The organism is Sphingobium sp. TomMM15, assembly GCF_055397045.1.
In genome coordinates this window covers 415831-436785 of sequence record NZ_AP027315.1, presented here as the reverse complement: position 1 = coordinate 436785, position 20955 = coordinate 415831, and the positions used below count along the sequence as shown (strand labels likewise).

Sequence of the window (20955 nt, the reverse complement as noted above, 5' to 3'; positions counted from 1 at the left end):
CGAACAAATTGACGTGCGTCAAAATCGGGCAGTGCATATGGCAGCGGCGGAGCGGCCTGAGAGAAGCTCCGCCGACGATCACTCAGCTATGGGATTTCAGGCCGCAGCCTTGCTGCCGCGCAGGTCCACGGTGGTATGGACGCCGTTGACCCTCTTCTGGAATTCGGCCGCGCGGGCGTGCGGATTGTAGAATTGGCGATACCATAGCCGTCCCTTGTGGAACGGTCCGTCGTCCGGCACCTGAAGGATGTTTATGGCTGCTTCCTTATATTTCCACAGTTCGAAATCCTGCGAGAAAGCGGCGAGCCCTGCCTCATGATAGGCGCGGGCGGTGGTGCGTTCCTCTGCCGTAGCTTCGCCGTTCGCAGCGGTCTGCGCCATCACGGCGAACCAGACGCGCACCTCGCCATCCTCGACCGGCGTGTTGCAGATCATCATGAGCGAGGGATGCTTGCCCTCCATGCGGGACAGCAGGATGCCGGGGCCGGTGTACCAAGTGTCGGTTTCCAGCAGCCCGCTGCCATCCACCAGCGTACGGTGGCCCGACGCAAAGCGCTGGCGCATGATGGGACCGTCAAATTCATTTTCGAAAAAGACATTGCCCGAGGAGCCATGGACCGGCGCGAAATGCGCATAGTCGGTCATGTTGTCGAGGATTTCCTGCGGGTGGATCGGCAAGGTGCCGAGAGGGTCCACCTGCCAGCGGACCCATCCTTCGCCGGTGCGGTCCCATTCGGCGAAATCGGGCAGGTCATAGTCGGGTTCGCCCCCTTCCATGTCATGCCACATCCAGATGCAACCGGCCTTTTCCACAACCTTATGTGACTTGATGCAGGCTGCCTTGGGGATGCTGCGCGTGGAATAGGGGATGTCGTCGCATTGGCCTTCGGGGGTGAAGCGCCAACCATGGGCGGGGCAGCGGATCGAATCCCCCTCCACCTGATTGCCGTCGCGCACGACATAGGATGTGCTGTTGCGCGCGATGTTGACGCGCATGTGCGGGCAATAAGCGTTCAGCAGCACGACGCGTCCGCTCTTGCCACGATAGAGCGCCATGTCCTGCCCGAAGAAGCGAACGGGCTGCGGCTGCGGCGTCACCTCATCTGCGGTCGCCACCATGAACCAGCCACGGGGGAAGGTCAGTTCGCCCAGGCCATATTCGGCTGTCTTTGCCATGATCTCTGCCCTTCCTCTTAGATGAAGCTGTCGCCGTTCGGCGCACCGAGCATGACGCCGCCGAAGTTGCGGCCGACCACGCCCGGATTGTTCGCCACATGGGCTCGCCCAGCATGAATGTCGCAAAAGGCGCGGGCGATCGGATTGCCGCGATAAATGGCTTCCGCGCCGCTGGCCGCGAAGATGCGGGCGATCAATGCGCAGCAGCGGCCGGAAATTTGCGCCGATTGGAAGCGATAGTGGAGACGGGTTTCAAGGTCCGCCTGCTCGCCCATGCGCGCCTTTTCAGTGAGGTGCGCGAAGTTGCGGAACAGAATGGTCTTCATCTCGTCAATCGCCACGCGGGTTTCGGCGATCACCATCTGCACATCGGGATCGGCCGAGGCGCTTACCCCGCTATTGGCGCTCCTGCGCTTTGCGCCTTTCTCGACGAAGCAGTCGAGCGCGCCTTGCAGCGCTCCGATGGACGAGGAGGATACGGCGCGGACAAAGACCTGCCCGAACGGCAGCTTGTAGAGTGGGCCGGGGTTGACCTTTGCGCCGGGGTTGGTGGAGGCGAAGCCATCCTTCGACCGATGGGTGCGGTAGGCGGGGACATAGGCGTCCTCCACCGTCACGTCATGGCTGCCCGTGCCGCCAAGGCCGATCGTGTCCCAGATCGACAGCACCTTGAAATCGCCGCGGGGGACAAGGAAGGTCCAGAAGTCCGGCTCTCCCGTCTCGGGATCGTTGACTAGGCCGCCCAGAAACGCCCAGTCGCAATGATCGACGCCGCTGGAAAATCCCCAGCGCCCGCTGATCCGATAGCCGCCCTCGACCGGCGTGACCTGCGCGCGCGGCATGTAGGAGGAGGAGATGAGGGTGGTGTTATCCTTGCCCCACACATCCTCCTGCGCCTGAGCGTCGAAAAGGGCGAGCTGCCAGTTATGCACGGCGACGACGCCGAGCACCCAGGCGGAAGACATGCAGCCTTCCGCGAGCTTCATCTGCACCGCGTAGAAGGTTTCGATATCCATCTCATATCCGCCGGACCGGCGAGGCTGGAGTATCTTGAAAAAGCCAGCATCCTGGAAATCGCGGATGGTGTCGTCCGGCACCTTGTTGCCCGCTTCGCAGGCGTCGGCGCGTTCGCGCAGGACCGGCACGAGCGCCGCCGCCCGATCAACAAGATCGGCCATGGCGGGCGCTGTGGTCGCGTTGGCAAGCGTCATATTCCCTCTCCTTATGATCAGGCCGCGTCGGCCAGTTTTGCCTGTTCGTCGGCGCCGAAGCCGACGCTGAAATCATGGCCCCACAGGCTGGCCGATGTGCTTTCGAAAACGGTGTGATGGTCCCAGTCCATGACCCGCCCGCCGCAGCCATATTCCAGCGCGAAGCCGCCGGGCGTTTCGACATAGAAGCTGATCATGTGATCGTTGGTGTGGCGGCCCAGCGTCGCCATCAGCCGCGCTCCGGACGCCAGCATGCGGTCATAGGCGTGGCCGACCTCGTCGATCGTCGCGACCTCCACCATCAGATGGACGCAGCCTGATGGCACCTCCCCTTCGAATAGGGCCAGACTATGATGACGGCCATTGGCGCAATGCAGGAAGTCGATCCGCATCTCGGGGCCACCGTCCCCTGCGGGGCGGTGCACCATGAAATCGGACAGGCCAAGGCCGAGTAGGTCTGCCAGGAAGCGACGCGTCTCCACTATATTGGGCGCAGGCAACACCGCATGGCCATAGCCAAGATCACCGGTGACGAAGCGCACGCCTTGCGGGGAACAGAAGGGCGCGAAGCTGCTGACATAGCCATAGCTGATTTCATGGCGATTGCCCGAAGGATCGCGGAACCAGACCATGTCGGTCACATGGCGCAGCGCGCGTTCCGCCTGCGTCGAATGGGTGTAGGCGACGCCGCGTGCGTCCAGGGTCGCCAAGGCCGCGACATATTGCTGTTCGTTGCGCACTTCCCAGCCGCTGGCGCAATAGCCGTCGCGATCGCCTTCGATAATGAACAGCCGCCCCGCGCGCTCGTCAATGCGCAGCGCCAAGCCGCCGGGAAGCGCCTCAACGGAAAATCCCACGATGTCCTCGGCGAAGCGGACCCATTGCTGAAGATCGCGGGACGTAATGATGCTGTAGGCGAGAGCCGCGACTTCCATGTCGTCCTCCAGTCGGTTGTGGGGCCATGATGAACCGGGACGACTAGGAGGGAATTGATCACCATCAAATTTCAGGAATTTTCGTTTTCGTGAAGCGGCGTATCTCCGATCATTCGCGGTCTATGCGCCATTTCAGCGACAATTTTCGTTACAAATAGAACAAAATTCTACGCGCGTATTTGAAATTTGACCTGCCTCAAGGCGCGTGAGGCGACTTCGCCTTCCTATCTGGGGACCGGGCGTGTTCGAGGCTGCGGCAGTGAGGAACAGCATGAACGTCCAATCGACCATGCGCGCAAAGGCGGCGCAGACAATCAGCCACGTTAACCTGCACTATCCCCGGCCCGAAGATGGTCCGGCGGCTGCGTTGCTGCTGGAAACCGCCGGGCTCATGAAGACCCAGCAAATGGAACTGCCGCAAGGCGGCATATTCTATCGCTTCACCACCAATGTCCTTGCCCCCAATGGCGGGGACAACATCGTCTATCTCAGCCCGCTACCGGCGGCGACAGCGGCGCTGCTGATCGCGGCGCGCGAAGCGCTGGGGTTCGGCACCGATAGCGAGCATCCCGCTGTTTCAGCCTATCGGGCAGCACAGGCAGCCGATCCCGAATATGATTTTCATGTTGGGTTCCTTCATGCATCGCTTGAGCAGCTGGAAGATCGCTATCTGGCGCTCCAGGCGCTGGAGGCCAATGACGCGCGCTTTGCCGGGCGATTGAAGTTTCTGGTCAATCGCGCTCAGCCGGGCGACGCGGAGATCGACGCCCGGCTTGATGCATCACCGGTCTATAGAGGCGTCACGCGCTACACCTACGGGCGCAATGGCGTGCAGGCCTTTTGCGAGACAGACCTGATCGTCGATGGCCCTTTGGGCGGCGGCGTGGTTCTGGAGTTCGATTACATCTTCCCCGGCCGTGCGGACCACATCCTTGCGGTTTCGGATGCCAGCCGGTGACGCAAGAACTGCCCCCGGCGACATGCACGGGGGCAGTCAGAATCAGGCGCGAACCATGGCCGACGCCATAGCGTCGAAGACGCCGCCAATGCGCGCCGCCAGATGCTCTTCGACGTCGCAATCCTCCATCGCCTGCCGCATCGCCGACGTCCATTGAACGGCAACGGCATCGGTGATGGGAAAGCGGGCGTGCAGCGTCATCATGCACTTACCGGGGTTGGCCGCGAACCAGTCGCTGTCGCCACCCAGCCAGCCGCACAGAAACCCGCTCAACGACCGCCGCATAGGCGTCAGGTCATCGGCATGCATCGCCCGCAGGTCGCGATAGGCGGCGACGGAGTCGATGAGGTCATAGAATCGATCCACGATCCTGCTGACCCCTTCGCGTCCGCCCACGGCGTGGAAGGGCGGTTGGCCTTCGCTCAATTCCGGTCGCCGCGAATGGCGTCCTGGATGCTGAGGCCGCCCAGAACGAGCATGAACACGATCATCAGGCCAGCGACGAAATGCGGGAAGTAAAGGCCAAACAACTGATCCATTTAATGTCTCCTTTCCAAAGACATTAAATCTTCAGTCCCGGCGACGAATTGACGTGCGTCAAAATCAGCGATTTCAGCGGGACTGAGGGTTTGAGTTCTCGTTCATCGCGATCGAATGTCGGTTCCGCTGATACGGCCGTCCAGCATCGATATCTGCACATCGGCTGCGGCAGCGACGTCGGGATCGTGGGTCACGCACACAACTGCGCGGCCCTGATCATGGGCGAGTGCGCGAAACATTTCGACCACGTGGGCGCTGTTCTGGCTGTCGAGATTGCCGGTGGGCTCGTCACAAAGCACCAGCGCGGGATTGTTCGCGATCGCTCGGGCGATCGCCACGCGCTGTCTTTCCCCGCCCGACAGGCGGTTGGGCGTCTTGTCCATCTTCTTGGCCAAGCCTACGGTGGCCATCAGGCTCTGCGCCTTCTCCCGCGCCTGTGCTGGCGACAGTCGGCCCAGTCTGCGCATCGGTAGCATCACATTTTCGAGTGCGGTGAACTCGGGCAGCAGGAAGTGAAACTGGAACACGAAGCCGAAATGCGTGAGTCGGATCTGCGCGCGCTCGTCGCCGTCCAGCGCGTTCATGTCGCGCCCTTCAAACAGTAGGGACCCTTCGGTCGGGCGGTCCAGCAGCCCCAGTAGATAGAGGAGGGAGGATTTGCCACAGCCCGACGGCCCGACGATGGCGACGAAGCTGCCCGGATCAATCGTCAGCGAAACATCGGCAACCAGCGTTACTGGGGGTGTTCCGGCCAGTTCGCGGAAAAGCCCCTGCGCCTGCATGATCGCGTTCATACCGCGCCCCGCAATATATCGACGGGATTGACCCGTGCCGCTTTGCGCGCGGGAAGCCAGGCCGCGATCACACCCGAAAACAGCGATGCCGCAGCGGCAATCACATATTGCCGGGCCGATCGATCGAGCGGCAGACGTTCATTGTCGCCGCCGATGGGAAAGTGGAGGGAACCCAGTATCGCCAGCAATCCATATCCGAGCAGCCATCCGACAAAGATTCCGACCAGCGCCAGCGCCAACCCTTCGAACACGAAAATCAGTTGGAGGTCGCCTTCGGAAAAGCCGATGGAGCGCATGATCGCAATGTCGCGTCTCTTGTCCGACACACTGTTCGACACGACGGTGTAGATGCCGAAGCTGGCGACCAGCAGGATCGCCGAGACGACACTGTACATGATGACATTGCGGGTCACGAGTAGCGAGAGAAAGTCTGCGGATCGCTCCTCCCAGCTTTCGGCCTTGTAGGCAAAGCGCTCTTCCAGGCGTCGGCTGATGAGCTGCGCGCCATAGGGATCGTCCAGATGCACGCCGATGCGGTTGATGATGAAGGGGCGGCCGAGCAGAGATTGCGCCTCGCGCAGAAGCACATAGCCGAGCGAAGAGGACAGCTGTGTCTGGCCGCGCTTGAACAGGCCGACGATGCGGAGCGAACGGTTGTTGCCCGATGCCGAGGTTGCACCCACGACATCGCCCATGGCAAGGCCGAGCCGCCGCGCCATTTCCTCGCCGATGATGATGCCGCCTTGCGTGCTTTCCAGATCGCGGAGGCGTCCCGTGCGCAGTTTGTCTTCGATGGCGCTGACCTTCTCCTCGACCGCCGGATCGACGCCAACGATCGTCAACGCCTCCTCCCGCCCGCCGCTGCGCAGGGTGATCGCGCCCGTCAGGCTGGGTGAGCCGACCGCGCCGGGCAGCGCATTGACGGCCCGCAGTATCTCCGGCCAGCCTTTCAGCCCGCGCACTTCGTTGCGGACCTTATAATGGCGTAGGTCAATTGCCGCACCTTTGTATAATCTGACGCCCGGTTGCGGCGGCGGGCTTCGCAGCTCGTCGGAAATGATGATGTGCGGCGCCGCGTCGATCAACGTCTTGATGAAATCATTCTGGCTGCCAATCATCATCGCGGAGACGGCCAGGAAGAAGCCAACGCCTACCGCAACGCCGCTCACAGCCACCAAAGTCTGTCGGCGCCGACCTACTAGATGCCGGGCGGCGATGCTTGCCAACAGCCGGAGCTGCCCGCTCATCGCGTTACCCGCACCCGCATATTGTCCGACAGTTTGCCCTCGGGCGCTCTCACGATCATTTCGCCCTGCGATAGACCTGAAAGGATTTGGACATCGCCGGACCCTGCGATCCCAGTCCGCACCGCCCGTGCATGAACGCGTCCGTCGCGGATGACCCAGACCTTGCCGTCCTCTATTGCGCTCGTCGCCACCAGCAGCGCGCGATCCGCGCGCCGGGTGACGATGTTGACTTCCAACGTCAGCCCGAGCGGCAGCGCCAGACGCTGGTCGGTAACGATATAAACGCGGAAGGCGCGCTGTTCAGGATCGCCGCCGGGCGTCACTTCGCGGACCTGGCCATGCAGCACCCGACCGGGCCAGGCGTCGCTGGACATCAGCGCCGCCTGGCCCGCCCGAATCCTCGGCACGTCGCGTTCATCGACCGTTGTGGTAATTCGGACGCTGGCAGGATCGCCCAGCGTCATGAGCGCGCGGCCGGGGGTTGCGAGATCGCCCGGTTCCACATCGCGGCGTAGGACGATGCCGTTGATGCCTGACCGCACCACCATCTGATCGAGGCGGGCACGCGCGCCTTCCTCCGCCGCCTTTGCACTGTCGGCTGCGGCAACGGCGGAATCACGGGCGGCCCGCGTGACCCATCCTTTGGCGAACAGCGCGAGCGTGCGCCGCTCCTCCTGCAAGGCAACGCGGCGCTGCGCCGTCGCCTGTTGTACCGCATGGCGCTGTTCCTCGTCATCCAGCAGGACGAGCGGCTGGCCGCGCCCCACGTGCTGCGCTTCCTCCACCAGCACCTGACGGACAGGGGCGGTGAGGCGCGCGGATATGGTGACAGGATGTTCCGCCTCGACAAAGCCGGTGGCATAGACCAGTTCGACCGCATCGCCGACACGAACGGGCATGAGAGTGACGTCGTGCGCTCGCCCGGCGAGCAGCCAATAAACTGCCGCCGCCGCCAGCAGCGCCAGCGGCAACAGCCAGAGCGCAATGCGTTTCATGCCCCCTCTATAGCATCATGCTGAAATCATTGCGTGCCCGTATCGGTTCAGCAGTCGCGTTCTACTTCGATCCGATCGGGATCTGGTGTGGCTTGCTTGCCTCAGTCGCGAGACGCGGAACGATGACCTTTAGAAGCCCTTTTTCCAGATGCGCGCTGGCTTTGTCGGCATCCGCTTCGAAGGGCAGGGCGACCCGCCGCAAGAAGCTTCCCCGGCTGCGCTCGATCAGATGATAATGCTTCTTTTCGTCCTTCTCTTCGCGATCTTCCTTATGCTCGGCCTTGATGGTGAGTATGCCGTCATGAACATCCAGGGACACATCCTTCTCGTCAAAACCAGGCAGTTCGGCGGTCAATTCAAGTCCGCCGTCCGTCTCGGCAACGTCCACCTTGGGCAGGAGAAAGCCCTTGCGGTCGCCAGCATCGCTGGTGATCCAGCCGCGGCCGAAGTCATCGGTCAGGCGATCCATTTCCTTGCGCAGATCGGCGAGCGGATCAAATCCGGTGCGAAACATCCCGGTGCGTCCAAAGGGAATCAGCGAACGAAAGTCGGTCATTGTCTTTCTCCTGCTTTTTTGTGCGTGGCGGTTCGCCCCGTCATTGTCTGGGCTGTTGCGGCTGTTGGGAAGCCACCGGGCTGTGCATCTCGCTGCAATGTTGCATGCCGTCGGGCATCTGCTGAGCTGATCCCATGCACTCCGATGGCGGATGCATGCCATCGGAGGGCATCCTGTGGCCGCCTTCATCCTTCATCACGGGGCAATCATGCTGGGGCTCCGCTACCGCAGACGGGGCGCTCTCCGCTGCTTCGGCCGGGTGGTGCCCGGCGTGCGGTTGTGCAGTCTGTGCCGATACACCGGCAATGAACATCAGGTTCAAGAAACCGGCACCGGCGATGAAAGAGCGGCGCATGAACAGTCCTCCCTAACAAGACTCCGGGTGGGAGTGTCGCCCTGCGCGCGAAGTGGCGCCATAAGTAGAGTCACGAACTCATGGATCAGGGCACGAGGACTGCGGCACCCTTGATCTTGCCTGTTCGCAACCGTTGCAGCGCGTCATTAGCATCTTCGAGCCGGAAGGTCTCCGTGACGGTGTGAAGGGGGATGTCACCTGCCAGTTCGAAAAAGGAGGTGCCGTCTTCTCGCGTCAGATTGGCGACCGAGCATATCTGCCTTTCCTCCCACAAGTCGGCATAGGGGAATGAAGGAATGTCGCTCATGTGGATACCGGCACAGATGACGCGGCCGCCTTTCCTGACCGCTTGCAGTGCACGCGGCACCAACTCTCCTGCGGGTGCGAAGATCAGCGCTGCATCAAGTGGCGCTGGCGGATCGTCGGAAGAACCGCCTGCCCATTCGCAGCCCAGCGAACGCGCGAACGCCTGTCCATCCTCATCGCCATCCTTGGTGAAGGCATAGACAGTGCGTCCCTGATGCCGGGCGACCTGTGCGAGAATATGCGCCGCGGCGCCAAATCCATACAGACCTATGACCGGCGCAGGGCCGGCCAGCCGCAGCGCTCTCCAGCCGATCAGGCCGGCGCAAAGGAGCGGCGCGGCTTCCACGTCGGAAAAACGATCGGGCAGGTCGAAGCAATAATGGACGTCGGCAATCACATGGCTGGCATAACCACCATCCCGCGTGGCGCCGGTGAAGAGCGGTGCGTCGCAGAGATTTTCCTTTCCTGCCTGGCAGTAGGGACATTGACCGCATGTATGTCCCAGCCACGGGACACCCACCCGCTGGCCTATTGCAAAGTCTTCCACGCCGACCCCGATCGCTGCGACGCGACCGACGATTTCGTGTCCTGGTATGATCGGATAACGCGCGGGGATCTCGCCATCGAGCACATGCAGATCGGTTCGGCAAACCCCGCAGGCAGCCACTTCGATCAGCAATTCGCCGGGACCCGGATGGGGCACGGGACGCTCGATCCGGATCAGGGGAGTCCGGACGGTTCTGATCTGCATGGCAATCATTGCGCTCATGCACGGCCTCCTAACGCATCGCCACGCGCTTGAGCGCTTCGGCGGACAGCAGGTAAGCGGCAACCAATATGGTCGTGATGGCGACGATGGGAAGGCCTGGCGCGACGAAGCCCAATGCTGGGGCGATCGGTAGAAAGGGTATCGCGATCGCTGTGCACAGGCAAAGCCCGGCGGTCGTCACCAGCAGTCGATGGGGCCGTTGCCGCCATAGTGGCACTGCCGTGCGAATGACAAAAACCACCAGTATCTGGGTTGCCATGGACTCGATGAACCATGCGGTGCGAAATGTTGGCACATCGACATGGAAAAGCGCGATCAGCGCGGCAAAGGTCGCGATGTCGAACAGCGACGACAAAGGTCCCATGATTAGTGTGAAGCGGACGATGGCCCGCATGTTCCAGCCATGGGGCGCCGCAAGATCGCTTTTCTCCGCACGGTCGAACGGGATGCCCGTTTGGGAGAGATCATAGAGCATGTTGTTGAGCAGGACTTGCACTGGCGTCAGTGGCAGGAAGGGCAGGAACAGGGACGCGAGCGCCATTGTCAGCATGTTGCCGAAATTGGAGCTGGTGCCCATGCGGATATATTTGAGGATATTGGCATAGGTGCGGCGTCCTTCCGCCACGCCGTCGGTGAGAACGGACAAATCAGGCGCCAGCAGGATCATGTCCGCAGCCTCGCGAGCCACGTCGGTGGCGCCATCCACCGAAAGGCCGACGTCCGCTGCCCTGATCGCGGGCGCGTCGTTGATGCCGTCGCCGAGGAATCCGACAATATGTCCGCGCGCTTGAAGCGCATGCACGATCCTCAATTTCTGGTCGGGGGTGATGCGGGCGAAAAGGTCCGTCTCCACAACACGCACTGCCAGCGCCTCGTCATCGAGCGCGGCGATCTGATCGCCGGTGAGGAGGCCCGAAACCGGCCGTCCGAGCGCGGCCATAAGATGCTGCACGGCAGCGGCGGAGTCGCCTGAGATGACCTTGGTGGCGACGCCCGCCGCCTCCAGCCGTCCGATCGCGGCGGCAGCCGAGCCTTTGGGCGGATCAAGGAAAAGGCAGAAGCCCACAAATATCAGATGGTCGTCATCGTCCGTTTCGATGCGCTCACGGCCCGCCGCCGCTTTCCAGGCGATGCCCAGCAGACGCAGGCCCTGGCTGGCATTATCGTCATGCAGTGTCATGAGCCGCCCCTTCAACGCGGGGTCCAGCGGCACGATCCTGCCATCTGCCGCTTCGGCCTGATCGCAAAGGGCAAGGATCGTTTCCGGCGCGCCCTTGACGATCTCGACCCTCTCGCTCTCCCATTGCGCCAGCACCGAAACCCGCCGCCGTTCGAAATCGAACGGACGCTCGTCGAGCTTGCGCCATCCGGTGAGCGGATGATGTCCCGTGTGCGCGAGCAGTGCGTCGTCCAGCGGGCTCCGCAGGCCGCTTTCGAACCGGGCATTGACCGCGGCCAGTTCGAACACGCGTTCACTGTCGGCGCCGTCTATCCCCGGATGGCCGGTCATCATGATCCGTGCCTCCGTGAGCGTACCCGTCTTGTCGGTACATAATATGTCCATCTCACCCAGGTCGTGGATTGCCGAAAGCCGTTTCACCACCACCTTCGCCGCAGCCATGCGCTGCGCTCCGCGCGCCAGACCGATTGTCATGATCATCGGCAGCAGTTCGGGCGTAAGACCAACCGCCAGCGCCATCGCGAACAGGAAGGATTCCACCGGTGGTCGGCCGAGCGCCAGATGAGCCAGGATGACGAACAGGACGAGGAAGATCGTCATCCGCACGATCAGCAGCCCCAGCCGGTGGATTCCTCGCTCAAAGGCGGTCGGTGGCTGTTCATCGCCCAGCGACCGGGCGATCCCGCCGAAATGGGTGCGATCGCCCGTCTGGACGACCAGCATCTGCGCGCTGCCCCCGATCATCGAACTGCCGTGCAGCAGAAGGTTTCTTGCCACGGCCATGGACGCATCGGGTTCCACAGTCGGCGACTTTTCGACCGGGAAGGGCTCTCCGGTCAGCGCGGCCTGATTGACCTGAGCCGAGTTGGCCGACAGCACGAGTCCATCGGCGGGTATCAGATCCCCCGCCGCGAGCATGACAACGTCCCCCGGCACCAGATCGCGCACGGGCAGAGTGACAGCGGCCCCATCCCGCAGTGTTCGGGCGGTGAGAGCGATCGCTTCCCTGAGCGCTGCGGCGGTAGCTTCGGCGCGTCGTTCCTGCACCGTGTCGAGGATCGTGGACAGCAGGACCATGGCAAGGATCAGCAGGAAGCTCGCCATGTCGCCCATCACGCCCGCGACGGCAGCGGCGGCAAGCAGCATCAGCACCAACGGGTTGCCAAGCCTTCGCGCCAGATCTGCGGCAACGTGGCGCCGGGATCGTTCGAACAGGATGTTGGGGCCAGCGACCGCCAATCTGCGGTTGGCTTCCTCGGAGGAGAGGCCGCCTTCTTTTGCGACGAGCGCGACAAGGCTTTGCTCAACGGGCATCCGCCAATATTCGGCGGCGACCTGGTTCATTGCGCTGTCAGGATTGATGGCGGCGTAAGAAGGATCGCTGCCCGGCCTTTGATGAGCCGCTTGTCGGAACGGCAAGGGAATGGAAAAAGCCATCGCAGCTCCAAAAAACCAGCGGATCGAGCAGGATGACATGACCCATGCTGATCCCGGCTCTAATCCGTTAAGCTACGTAGCTGTCCGAGGTTCGCCGGGTCGAAGGCGCGCGTAAAGTCGATGAGTCTTGTGCTGTTCGCAGTCAGGAGCGCGCGGGGTGTCGTCGGGACTGGAGGAGGGTATGGCGTCTGCTCGATGGCGAAGCTGGTTTCTCGCGATCCTTATCGCCGCGGGTCTTATCGCCGCCGTCGCCCGCTGGGGAGAGGTGAGGCGGTTCGCGGCCCTGCTGCGTGAAGCCGAGCCGGGCTGGATCGGCCTCGCGCTTGTGCTTCAACTGACAACCTATGCAAGCGTGGCAGGCGGATGGGCGGCAGTGTTGCGGCGTGCGCGGACGCCCCAGCCTTTGCGGCCCCTGATGCGAATCGCCCTGACCAAGCTGTTTGCCGATCAGGTTCTGCCCAGCGCTGGCATGGGTGGGAACATCCTGCTGGTAGATCAACTGAGGGCGCTTGGCGTGCCGAAGGGAACGGCGGTGGCCGCTCTCCTTTTGTCCATGATCGGCTTCTATGCGGCCTATGCCTTCTTCGCGCTCGTGACCCTGATCCTGCTCTGGCTTCACGACCGCGCCACACCGCTGATGGCGGGGGTCGTCACGATCTTTCTCCTCGTTGCCCTCGCGATCCCTTCGCTCGCCTTGTGGCTTCGCCGCCGGGGGAGCAGGCCATTGCCGGACCGGATCGAACATATCGACTTCGTGCGCCGGTTGCTCGAAACCGTCGCGCAGGCGCCAGCCGCGCTCTTGCGAGACACGCGGCTCACCCTGACCGTCACGGCGTGCAATGCGATGATCTTCCTGGCCGATGCCGGGACGCTGTTCGCGTGCTTGCACAGCCTCAATCAGCAGGCGGCGTTCGGGACGGCGTTCATTGCCCTGATCATGGCGTCGGTCATCGCAACGCTGGGGCCAATCCCGCTGGGCCTTGGCAGCTTCGAAGCGACAGCGGTCGCGATGCTGCATCTTCTCGGCGTGGAGTTGGAGGCAGCCTTCGCCGCGACCATGCTGCTGCGGCTGTTCACGCTTTGGCTGCCGCTCATGCCCGGCATTGTGATGATCCGTGGCGTCGCGAAAAAGCGGTCTGCACGGAGCAGGCAATTTCGATAGCGATGCTGCGGCCTTCAGCCAGGATCGGCCGCCGCCATGCCTTTTCTGGCGATGCGAATGGTTGGGTCGTCCGGATCGACGATCGTTACGAAGCCCAGCTCACGCTCCATGCGCAGCGCCGCGTCATGATCGGCGCACTCGACCGATTCAACCATGTCGATGCCTTCCGATTTTGCATAGCGCAGCACATGTTCGAACAATGTCCAGCTTATCCCCTTGCCTTTACTGTCCGTCCGCGTGGTGAGCGCGATTTCCGCCCGGCTGCGGTCGGGGTCCGTCGCCAGCATGGCGATCGCAATGACCTCTCCACCCTCTTCACCCAAGGCCAGGAAGCTGATCGTCCGGATATAGTCCACCCGTGTCATCATGGTGATCTGCTCATGCCGCACCTTGGGGAGGCCCGACATGAAGCGGAAGCGCAGGTCTTCGGCTGAAACATGATCGAAGAAGCTTGCGACAGCCGCCTCGTCGTCCGGCCGTACCGGTCGTACATGAAAACGGACGCCATGCTCCGTCACAAGGTCGGAAGCCCAGCCTCCCGGCGGCGCGCGCAGCACGAGGCGCGATTGAGGCGCTGGTTCAGCGGTGATACGCGCCCGCGCATCCAGCGCGATGACGCCTGCGGCGCTTACCAACAGGGGGTTGATGTCGAGTTCGAGCAGGTCGGGCAGATCGACCGCCATCGCAGACACGGCATCCAGCACATCGGCGAGGCTCTCCACATCGGCGGGCGGCACGTTGCGGTATCCGGCAAGCATGGCCGAGATGCGTGTTCGCGTAATCAGGGCACGTGCGCCCGCATGGTCGAGGGGAAGAAGGTCGATAGCCTTGTCGCGCAGAAGCTCCGTAGCGGTGCCGCCCGCGCCCGTCATGATGATCGGGCCGAATGTCGGATCGGTCGCGATGCCGACTATCATCTCGGTGCCCCCCTCGGCCTTGATCATGTCTTCCACGGCAAAGCCCTGGATGCGCGCGTCCGGGAAATCGCGCTGTATCCGCCGTTCCATATCTTGTGCGGCCGCAACTGCCGCGTGAGCATCGGGCAGGTTGAGCGCCACGCCGCCCACATCCGATTTGTGCGGTAGATCGCGAGAGACGATCTTGACGGCATAGGGGGCGCTCAGCGAGCAGCAGGCTTCCTCCACCGCTTGCGCGGACGCGGCAAAGCGGGTTGGCGCGATGGGGACACCATAGGCTTCCAGCAGCTGCTTCACCTTGAGCTCGGACAGCAATGTGCATTTGTCCGACTGTGCGCTGGCGATAATGGCGCGGGCGGCGGCGCGGTCGGCCTTCACCTCGCGCGTTTGCGCGGGTGCATCGGTCAGGCTTCTGCGAATGCGGCGCGCCTGCGCTAGATAGCCAAAGGCGCGCACGGCGTCATCTGGCGTGGAAAAGACGGGGATGCCTGCCGCCGTAAATATGGACCTTACGGCATTGGCGTTTGTGTCGCCGAGCCAGCAGGCAAGGACGGGCTTGCATATGCGTTCTTGTGCCGCCGTGGCGACCTCCCGGCATATCGCCAGCGCCGTCTCACCCGCTTCGCTGCGTGCCGTGGGGCAGTTCATGACCAGCACTGCGTCGCTTGCCTCGTCCCGCAAGATGGCTCGCAACGCGACGCTGTATCTGGTCGCGTCGGCATCGCCCAGCACATCAACGGGATTGCTGCGTGACCAATCGGCGGGCATGTCCTTCTCAAACATTGCCTGCGTTTCCGGGGTCAGCTCGGCGAGCTGAGCGCCGGTTCGTGCAAGCGCATCGACAGCCAATATACCCGCTCCCCCGCCATTGGTGAGGATCGCCAGCCTGTTGTCAGCGATGGGCTTGCAGGTGCAGAGGATTTCGGCGGCGTCGAAAAGCTCGGTGAGGCTGTCGACCAACAGGATGCCCGCCCTGGCGAAGGCCGCCTCATAGACATCATAGGCACCGATCATGGCGCCGGTGTGAGACAGCGTTGCCCGGGCTGCGAGCTCGCTCTTTCCGGCCTTGATCGCGATGATGGGCTTGGTGAGCGCCGCTGCCCGTGCCGCCACCATGAATTCAGCCGCCTGGGTTACGCCCTCGACGTAGAGAAGAATGGCATGGGTGTGCGGGTCGGTTGCAAGAAGATCGATGAGGTCGCCGAGGTCAGCGTCGGCCATGTCTCCGGCCGAGATGATGGCGGAAAACCCGACGCTGCGGGTCTGCGCCCAATCGAGCACGGCGGTAATCAGCGCGCCGCTTTGGGATATGAGGCCCAGATGGCCGGGCTTTGCCGGGGTGCGTGCGAAGGTGGCGTTGATCCTGGCATGGGGAGACATGATGCCAAGACAATTTGGGCCGACGATCCGTAGGTCATGTCGCTTCGCTGCGTCCATCACCTCGCCGCGAAGGCCGCCAGCATCGGTCAGCCCGGCTGAAAGGATCACGGCGCAGCGCGTGCCGAGCCTCCCCAACTGATCGATGATCGGAGCTACTGTCGATGCTGGTGTCATGACGATCGCTAGTTCAGGCGCCTCCGGGAGGCTGTCGATGGTCGCGAACCATGTCGCGCCTTGTCGGGCGACCGGATGCGGATTGACGACATAGACTGTGCCTTCAAATCCGTCGGCAAGCAGATTGTCGAGCACCAGGGTGCCGACGGCTCCCTTGCGCTCCGATGCTCCGACCAGAACTATGCTTTTGGCATGAAGAAGGGGCGACAGGTTGCGGATCGTCATGGCTCGTACAGCCTTTCACTCAGATGCGCCGCTGGCGCTTGCCTGAGTGATCCTAGGGGATGCGCTGCTCTGGCCGACATTCGTAAATGCCGCAGGCCAATCCCCCCGAACGAGATTTGAAGAAAGGCTACTTACGGGAAGTTGCGAATAGGGAGGCAGCACGCATTTCCTAAAATCGTCTCGAACAGTGTGGAGGCGATGATGCGGGACTCGAGCGACTTAAAGGCTGGCCTATCGAGCCAGGATCTTGCGCGAGAGATCGTTCACGATCTTCGCAACCTGTTCGCCGTGATCACCTCCATCCAGCATCTGCTAATCAAGAAGCTTTCCGGATCGGAACGAGACAAGCTGCTGCGCGCCCTGGGCGCCGCCGCCGTGCGGGGTGGTGAACTGACTTCCCGGTTGCTCTCGAAGAAGGTTCGGGAGGAGCCTCGCCTGTTGGATGTCGGTGCGCAAGTGGCCGATGCTGCTACCCTTCTCCAGGCCGTCGTTCGCCCTTCCGCCTGTTTGGAGATCGACACGCAGGTAGCCGTACCAGCCGCTCTTGTGAGCGCCGACCCCGCCGACCTTGAAGCGGTGGTGCTGGAGCTTGTCGCGAACGCACGATCTGCTGGCGCGCGCCGAATAGTGCTTCGATGCCGCAGGATCGGCGATTGGATTTGGCTTGTGGTCGCCGACGATGGCCCTGGACTCCTGATGAATGGCAGCATGCCAGAGGCCGGTGCCAGGCAACCGGGCCGCGGAATGGGACTAAACCGAATTCGGCGGGCAATCCGCGACATGGATGGCAGATTGTTGATCCGCGGCAGTGCCGAGGCAGGAGTCGGTACGGTAGTCGCCATGCTTTTGCCGGTGGCGTTCCGCGCCGTCAGCAAATCACGCGCCCGAGAATGGCGCGCATTCCCCCGGGACAAGGAGAGTTGTGATGAAAACCGACGGACAGTTGCAGCGTGACGTCATGGACGAACTTGAATGGGATCCCAGCGTCGATCACGCAGACATCGGCGTGGCGGTGAACGATGGGGTCGTGACCCTGTCGGGCTATGTGACCAACTATGTTGAAAAGATTGCTGCCGAAAAGGCGACGAGGCGCGTCAGCGGCGTCAAGGCCATCGCCGAGGAAATCCAGGTCCGCTTCAAGTCCGAGCCGCACACGGCCGACCATGAAATCGCCAAGCGTATCCTCGACATGTTTTCCTGGAACGTCGCCATCCCTCACGAGAAAATCAATGTGAAGGTGGAGAAAGGCTGGGTCACGCTTTCCGGCACGGTGGACTTCCATTATCAAAGCGACGAGGCGAGGAAGGCGACCGCTAGAATTTCGGGTGTAACAGGGGTTAGCAACCTGATCGAGGTAAAGAAGCTGCCCGTTACTTCGGACATCCGTGAACGGATCATTGCTGCATTCAAGCGCCAGGCGGATCTGGATGCCGCAGGTGTCACCATTTTTACAGACGGCAATACGGTTCGCCTGGGTGGCCGGGTGAAGGCCTGGCATGAACGTGGCGTCGCCGAGCGGGCGGCCTGGGCTGCTCCTGGCGTGACCAAGGTCGAGGATAATATCTTGGTCAGCTACTGATCGGATAGCCCCCGGTGAACCCAATGGCACTATCGATGACGTTCATCGGGGGCTTGTGCATTTTATCCTGCCTTTTGGCTGTCGGCCGAGTTGATGGAGAACATCATGTCTTTCGTGGATCGCTTGCGGCAATCGGTTGACGCCATCTTCCTCACGGCGCTTTTCTTCGGACTCATGATAGCAATCGTTGCCATGATCGTCGCCAAACTGCCGGGATGACAGGCGACTGCAGCGACGCGCGATCCACCCTCAGAAATATGCTTGGCGCGTGCGTGTCGATCCTCCACCGAACTCACATTATGGAGCGCGCGACCCGGCCTCCTTTGGAAACTTGCCTAAGTCGAGCAACGCTCATCTGCCGTGAACGGTAGTGAGTCGATGAGAAGTACAGCCGTCAGTACGAATCCTATTGGAGCAGAAACTTAGAACTGAAAAATAATCATGTTGATTTTCATAATTTTAAATCGGCATTTATCAGTTCGTATTTCTTGGCGAGCCTGGAAGAGATAGCGTCGTATAAGCGAAGTGAATTCCTTCGACAGGTGAGGCAGTGTTCAAACGGATAACCGCGCCCTTGGCTGGCTTTGCGGCGATTGTCCTCGCTGTTGCAATCGCATCGGCGGTGCGGGCGTTATTAGCCCCTGGATGGGCGACAGGTCGGCCTATATGCCATTTATCGTCGCCGTCATGGCCGTCGCGCTGTGGGTGGGTGAAGGGCCGGCAATCCTTGCCACATTGCTCGGCATCGCCGCGAACTTCCTTTTCATGGGCAGGCCCGCAGTCCAAGTGCGCGACATATTCGAAGTGGTCATGTTTGGCGCCACTGCCGCCATCATCATTCTTGTGATCCGTTTCGTTCATAAGGCCAACCTGCGTTTGGAGCGGGCTGAATTGGCGGCGAAGGCCAGCGAACAGATGGCCATGGAACTGAACCTGTTGATCGACGGTGCTCAAGGCCTGGCCATCTACATGCTTGATCCGATCGGTCATGTCACGATCTGGAACCGCGGGGCCGAGCGGCTCAAGGGATGGACCGAGGAAGAAATCCTGGGCCAGCCAAGCGCCCTCTTCTATCCCAGCGAAGCCGTTGCTGTCGGCAAGCCGCAAGCCGACATCGAGCGTGCACGCAAAGAAGGGAGATTCGAGGAGGAGGATTGGCGTCTTCGCAAGGATGGGTCGGAATTCCTTGCTGCCGTCAGCTGGACGGCTCTTTACGGCGAAGGCGGGGAACTGCGGGGCTTTGCGAAGATCATTTCCGACATCACCGAAAAGCGTTCCGCCGAAGATCGGTTGCGCGCCCACGAAAGCCAATTAACCGCCATCTTGTCCACCGTCCCGGACGCGATGGTGGTGATTGACGAAAGCGGCAAGATGCTTTCGTTCAGCGCCGCGGCAGAGGCGCTTTTCGGTTTCACGGAATCTGAGGTGTTGGGCAGGAATGTGCGGATGCTCATGCCGTCGCCGGATCGAGAGCGTCATGACAGCTATATCCACCGTTATCTGGAAACCGGTGAAAAGCGGATCATTGGCAAGGGACGGGTGGTATCTGGCCGACGCGGTGATGGATCGCTCTTTCCGATGGAATTGTACATCGGGGAAGCGCTGCGGGGAAATGAGCGGATATTCACCGGCTTCATCCGCGATCTTACCGAGCGGCGTATGATTGAGCAGCAGATGGCGACCTTGCAGGCCGAACTCATCCACGTCACGCGGGTCAGTGCGATGGGCACCATGGCCTCAACGCTGGCGCATGAGCTTAATCAACCGATCGCGGCGGTTGCAAATTATGTCGAGGCGGTTCGCGATCAGATGACCAGCCCCGACAAAAGCGAATGGCCCATGATGCGGGAAGCGCTGGGGGAAGCCGCCAGCGAAGCTTTGAGGGCAGGGCAGATCGTGCGTCGACTTCGGGAATTTGTTTCGCGAGGCGAGGTGGAAAAGACCATCGAAAGCTTGCCCGACCTTGTGAATGAAGCCTCCGTGCTAGGACTCGCGGGATCGAGGGAGATGGGGATTGAGGCGCATTTCGATCTCGATCCCGGTGCGTCACCCGTGCTGGTCGATAAGGTTCAGATTCAGCAGGTCCTTATCAATCTTATTCGGAATGCGTGCGAAGCGATGGTCGATAGCCCGATTAAAAGGCTCACCATTTCGAGCCGTGCCGAAAAGGAAGGCAACATCCAGGTCACCGTATCGGACACCGGTTGCGGCATGGCGCCAGGCGTCGCCAAGCAGCTGTTCACCGCATTTGTCAGCACCAAACCGGAAGGGATGGGCCTGGGTCTGTCCATATGCCGGACGATCGTGGAAGTGAATGGCGGCAAAATATGGATGGATACGCAAAAGGGGCAGGGCACCGATTTCCATTTCACCCTCATTCGAGCGCAGGCGGAGGATGTCTATGACCGACAGGCAGCTCATTCACATCGTTGATGACGAGGATTCCATACGGCGATCGGTCGGCTACATGCTCAAGACCTCCGGCTATGCGGTCGAGGCGTGGCGTTCCGGGGCCGCATTTTTGAAGGATTTGCGATCGGTGGAGGCGGGCTGTGTCCTGCTGGATGTCCGCATGCCCCAGATTGACGGTCTGGAGGTACAGCGGACCATGGCGGAGCGCGGGATCACGATGCCTGTCATCATCATGACCGGTCATGGCGAGGTATCGGTGGCCGTGCAGGCGATGAAGGCGGGTGCGGTCGATTTTCTGGAAAAGCCGTTTGAAAAGACCATATTGATCGACGCGATCGAGCGCGCTTTCGGCCGCGTCCGCTCTGCCCAGGGTGCAGCGGCACAGGCCGCCAGTGCCGACGTGATCATCGGCGCCCTGACGGCGCGCGAACGGGAAGTGCTGGAAGGACTTGCTCAGGGCCTTCCCAACAAGACGATCGCCTATGATCTTGGCATATCTTCGCGGACGGTGGAGGTGCATCGGGCTAACCTCATGACAAAACTGCATGTCCACAGCCTGTCAGATGCGCTGCGGATCGCCTTTGCCGCGAGGATGGGACAGAAGAACCTGACTGGGATCAATACTTAAAGACGTAGCGACGCCGCCG

Annotated in this window: 17 protein-coding genes; 6 read left to right on the top strand and 11 right to left on the bottom strand. The window is 61.8% G+C overall.

The window, feature by feature from the left end:
- Positions 1-96 precede the first annotated feature (96 nt).
- Genes ACZ51H_RS14735 through ACZ51H_RS14725 form a run of 3 tightly spaced genes read right to left on the bottom strand, consistent with a single transcriptional unit; the run spans position 97 to position 3322 of the window.
- A complete protein-coding gene (locus tag ACZ51H_RS14735) occupies positions 97-1176 on the bottom strand; it encodes a Rieske 2Fe-2S domain-containing protein (protein WP_464803441.1) in 1080 nt (359 codons plus the stop codon).
- Positions 1177-1193: 17 nt separating this feature from the next.
- Positions 1194-2387, bottom strand: a complete 1194-nt coding sequence (locus ACZ51H_RS14730) for a flavin-dependent monooxygenase (protein WP_464803440.1) — start codon at positions 2385-2387, stop codon at positions 1194-1196.
- A 17-nt stretch (positions 2388-2404) separates the two neighbouring features.
- Positions 2405-3322 (bottom strand): VOC family protein, encoded by a 918-nt coding sequence (locus ACZ51H_RS14725; RefSeq protein WP_464803439.1) that lies wholly within the window; start codon positions 3320-3322, stop codon positions 2405-2407.
- 271 nt (positions 3323-3593) lie between these two features.
- Here ACZ51H_RS14725 and ACZ51H_RS14720 point away from each other — a divergent pair, with 271 nt between their 5' ends.
- Positions 3594-4280 carry a hypothetical protein gene (locus tag ACZ51H_RS14720; protein WP_464803438.1) on the top strand — a complete coding sequence of 229 codons (687 nt, stop codon included), beginning with the start codon at positions 3594-3596 and terminating at the stop codon, positions 4278-4280.
- Between the two features lie 42 nt (positions 4281-4322).
- Here the strand turns inward: ACZ51H_RS14720 and ACZ51H_RS14715 are convergent, their stop codons facing one another.
- From ACZ51H_RS14715 to mgtA, 7 genes are all read right to left on the bottom strand, one after another.
- Positions 4323-4706 carry a group II truncated hemoglobin gene (locus ACZ51H_RS14715; RefSeq protein ID WP_464803437.1) on the bottom strand — a complete coding sequence of 128 codons (384 nt, stop codon included), beginning with the start codon at positions 4704-4706 and terminating at the stop codon, positions 4323-4325.
- Between the two features lie 215 nt (positions 4707-4921).
- The gene (locus tag ACZ51H_RS14710) at positions 4922-5614 is read right to left on the bottom strand and encodes an ABC transporter ATP-binding protein (protein ID WP_464803436.1); all 693 of its coding nucleotides are present in this window, start codon (positions 5612-5614) and stop codon (positions 4922-4924) included.
- Positions 5611-6861 carry an ABC transporter permease gene (locus ACZ51H_RS14705; RefSeq protein ID WP_464803435.1) on the bottom strand — a complete coding sequence of 417 codons (1251 nt, stop codon included), beginning with the start codon at positions 6859-6861 and terminating at the stop codon, positions 5611-5613. Before ACZ51H_RS14705 ends, ACZ51H_RS14710 begins: the two co-directional genes overlap by 4 nt.
- Positions 6858-7856: an efflux RND transporter periplasmic adaptor subunit gene (locus tag ACZ51H_RS14700; protein WP_464803434.1), complete on the bottom strand. Its 999-nt coding sequence runs from the start codon at positions 7854-7856 to the stop codon at positions 6858-6860. The genes ACZ51H_RS14705 and ACZ51H_RS14700 overlap by 4 nt, the downstream gene beginning before the upstream one ends.
- 61 nt (positions 7857-7917) lie before the next feature.
- The gene (locus ACZ51H_RS14695) at positions 7918-8412 is read right to left on the bottom strand and encodes an Hsp20/alpha crystallin family protein (RefSeq protein WP_460988568.1); all 495 of its coding nucleotides are present in this window, start codon (positions 8410-8412) and stop codon (positions 7918-7920) included.
- A 440-nt stretch (positions 8413-8852) separates the two neighbouring features.
- A complete protein-coding gene (locus tag ACZ51H_RS14690) occupies positions 8853-9833 on the bottom strand; it encodes a zinc-dependent alcohol dehydrogenase family protein (protein WP_464803491.1) in 981 nt (326 codons plus the stop codon).
- 19 nt (positions 9834-9852) lie between these two features.
- A complete protein-coding gene (mgtA, locus tag ACZ51H_RS14685; RefSeq protein ID WP_464803433.1) occupies positions 9853-12459 on the bottom strand; it encodes a magnesium-translocating P-type ATPase in 2607 nt (868 codons plus the stop codon).
- A gap of 181 nt (positions 12460-12640) precedes the next feature.
- On the opposite strand from mgtA, the gene ACZ51H_RS14680 reads away from it, so the two are divergent.
- Positions 12641-13621, top strand: a complete 981-nt coding sequence (locus ACZ51H_RS14680; protein ID WP_464803432.1) for a lysylphosphatidylglycerol synthase transmembrane domain-containing protein — start codon at positions 12641-12643, stop codon at positions 13619-13621.
- 14 nt (positions 13622-13635) lie between these two features.
- Here the strand turns inward: ACZ51H_RS14680 and ACZ51H_RS14675 are convergent, their stop codons facing one another.
- Entirely contained in the window at positions 13636-16317 is a 2682-nt protein-coding gene (locus ACZ51H_RS14675) for a bifunctional acetate--CoA ligase family protein/GNAT family N-acetyltransferase (RefSeq protein ID WP_464803431.1), read from the bottom strand.
- Positions 16318-16515: 198 nt separating this feature from the next.
- On the opposite strand from ACZ51H_RS14675, the gene ACZ51H_RS14670 reads away from it, so the two are divergent.
- From ACZ51H_RS14670 to ACZ51H_RS14655, 4 genes are all read left to right on the top strand, one after another.
- On the top strand, positions 16516-17271 hold the full coding sequence (locus tag ACZ51H_RS14670; protein ID WP_464803490.1) for an ATP-binding protein: 756 nt from the start codon (positions 16516-16518) through the stop codon (positions 17269-17271).
- Positions 17243-17896 carry a BON domain-containing protein gene (locus tag ACZ51H_RS14665; RefSeq protein WP_196226904.1) on the top strand — a complete coding sequence of 218 codons (654 nt, stop codon included), beginning with the start codon at positions 17243-17245 and terminating at the stop codon, positions 17894-17896. The genes ACZ51H_RS14670 and ACZ51H_RS14665 overlap by 29 nt, the downstream gene beginning before the upstream one ends.
- A 645-nt stretch (positions 17897-18541) precedes the next feature.
- Positions 18542-20329 carry a PAS domain S-box protein gene (locus ACZ51H_RS14660; protein WP_464803430.1) on the top strand — a complete coding sequence of 596 codons (1788 nt, stop codon included), beginning with the start codon at positions 18542-18544 and terminating at the stop codon, positions 20327-20329.
- Complete coding sequence (locus ACZ51H_RS14655) at positions 20298-20936, top strand: response regulator transcription factor (RefSeq protein WP_464803429.1); 639 nt, start codon at positions 20298-20300, stop codon at positions 20934-20936. Before ACZ51H_RS14660 ends, ACZ51H_RS14655 begins: the two co-directional genes overlap by 32 nt.
- Positions 20937-20955 lie beyond the last annotated feature (19 nt).

Coding starts and splice junctions, on each gene's coding strand:
- ACZ51H_RS14735 (WP_464803441.1), bottom strand. CDS start 1,176: ATGGCAAAGACAGCCGAATATGGCCTGGGCGAACTGACCTTCCCCCGT.
- ACZ51H_RS14730 (WP_464803440.1), bottom strand. CDS start 2,387: ATGACGCTTGCCAACGCGACCACAGCGCCCGCCATGGCCGATCTTGTT.
- ACZ51H_RS14725 (WP_464803439.1), bottom strand. CDS start 3,322: ATGGAAGTCGCGGCTCTCGCCTACAGCATCATTACGTCCCGCGATCTT.
- ACZ51H_RS14720 (WP_464803438.1), top strand. CDS start 3,594: ATGAACGTCCAATCGACCATGCGCGCAAAGGCGGCGCAGACAATCAGC.
- ACZ51H_RS14710 (WP_464803436.1), bottom strand. CDS start 5,614: ATGAACGCGATCATGCAGGCGCAGGGGCTTTTCCGCGAACTGGCCGGA.
- ACZ51H_RS14705 (WP_464803435.1), bottom strand. CDS start 6,861: ATGAGCGGGCAGCTCCGGCTGTTGGCAAGCATCGCCGCCCGGCATCTA.
- ACZ51H_RS14700 (WP_464803434.1), bottom strand. CDS start 7,856: ATGAAACGCATTGCGCTCTGGCTGTTGCCGCTGGCGCTGCTGGCGGCG.
- ACZ51H_RS14695 (WP_460988568.1), bottom strand. CDS start 8,412: ATGACCGACTTTCGTTCGCTGATTCCCTTTGGACGCACCGGGATGTTT.
- ACZ51H_RS14690 (WP_464803491.1), bottom strand. CDS start 9,833: ATGATTGCCATGCAGATCAGAACCGTCCGGACTCCCCTGATCCGGATC.
- mgtA (WP_464803433.1), bottom strand. CDS start 12,459: ATGGCTTTTTCCATTCCCTTGCCGTTCCGACAAGCGGCTCATCAAAGG.
- ACZ51H_RS14680 (WP_464803432.1), top strand. CDS start 12,641: ATGGCGTCTGCTCGATGGCGAAGCTGGTTTCTCGCGATCCTTATCGCC.
- ACZ51H_RS14675 (WP_464803431.1), bottom strand. CDS start 16,317: ATGACGATCCGCAACCTGTCGCCCCTTCTTCATGCCAAAAGCATAGTT.
- ACZ51H_RS14670 (WP_464803490.1), top strand. CDS start 16,516: ATGATGCGGGACTCGAGCGACTTAAAGGCTGGCCTATCGAGCCAGGAT.
- ACZ51H_RS14665 (WP_196226904.1), top strand. CDS start 17,243: ATGAAAACCGACGGACAGTTGCAGCGTGACGTCATGGACGAACTTGAA.
- ACZ51H_RS14660 (WP_464803430.1), top strand. CDS start 18,542: ATGGGCGACAGGTCGGCCTATATGCCATTTATCGTCGCCGTCATGGCC.
- ACZ51H_RS14655 (WP_464803429.1), top strand. CDS start 20,298: ATGACCGACAGGCAGCTCATTCACATCGTTGATGACGAGGATTCCATA.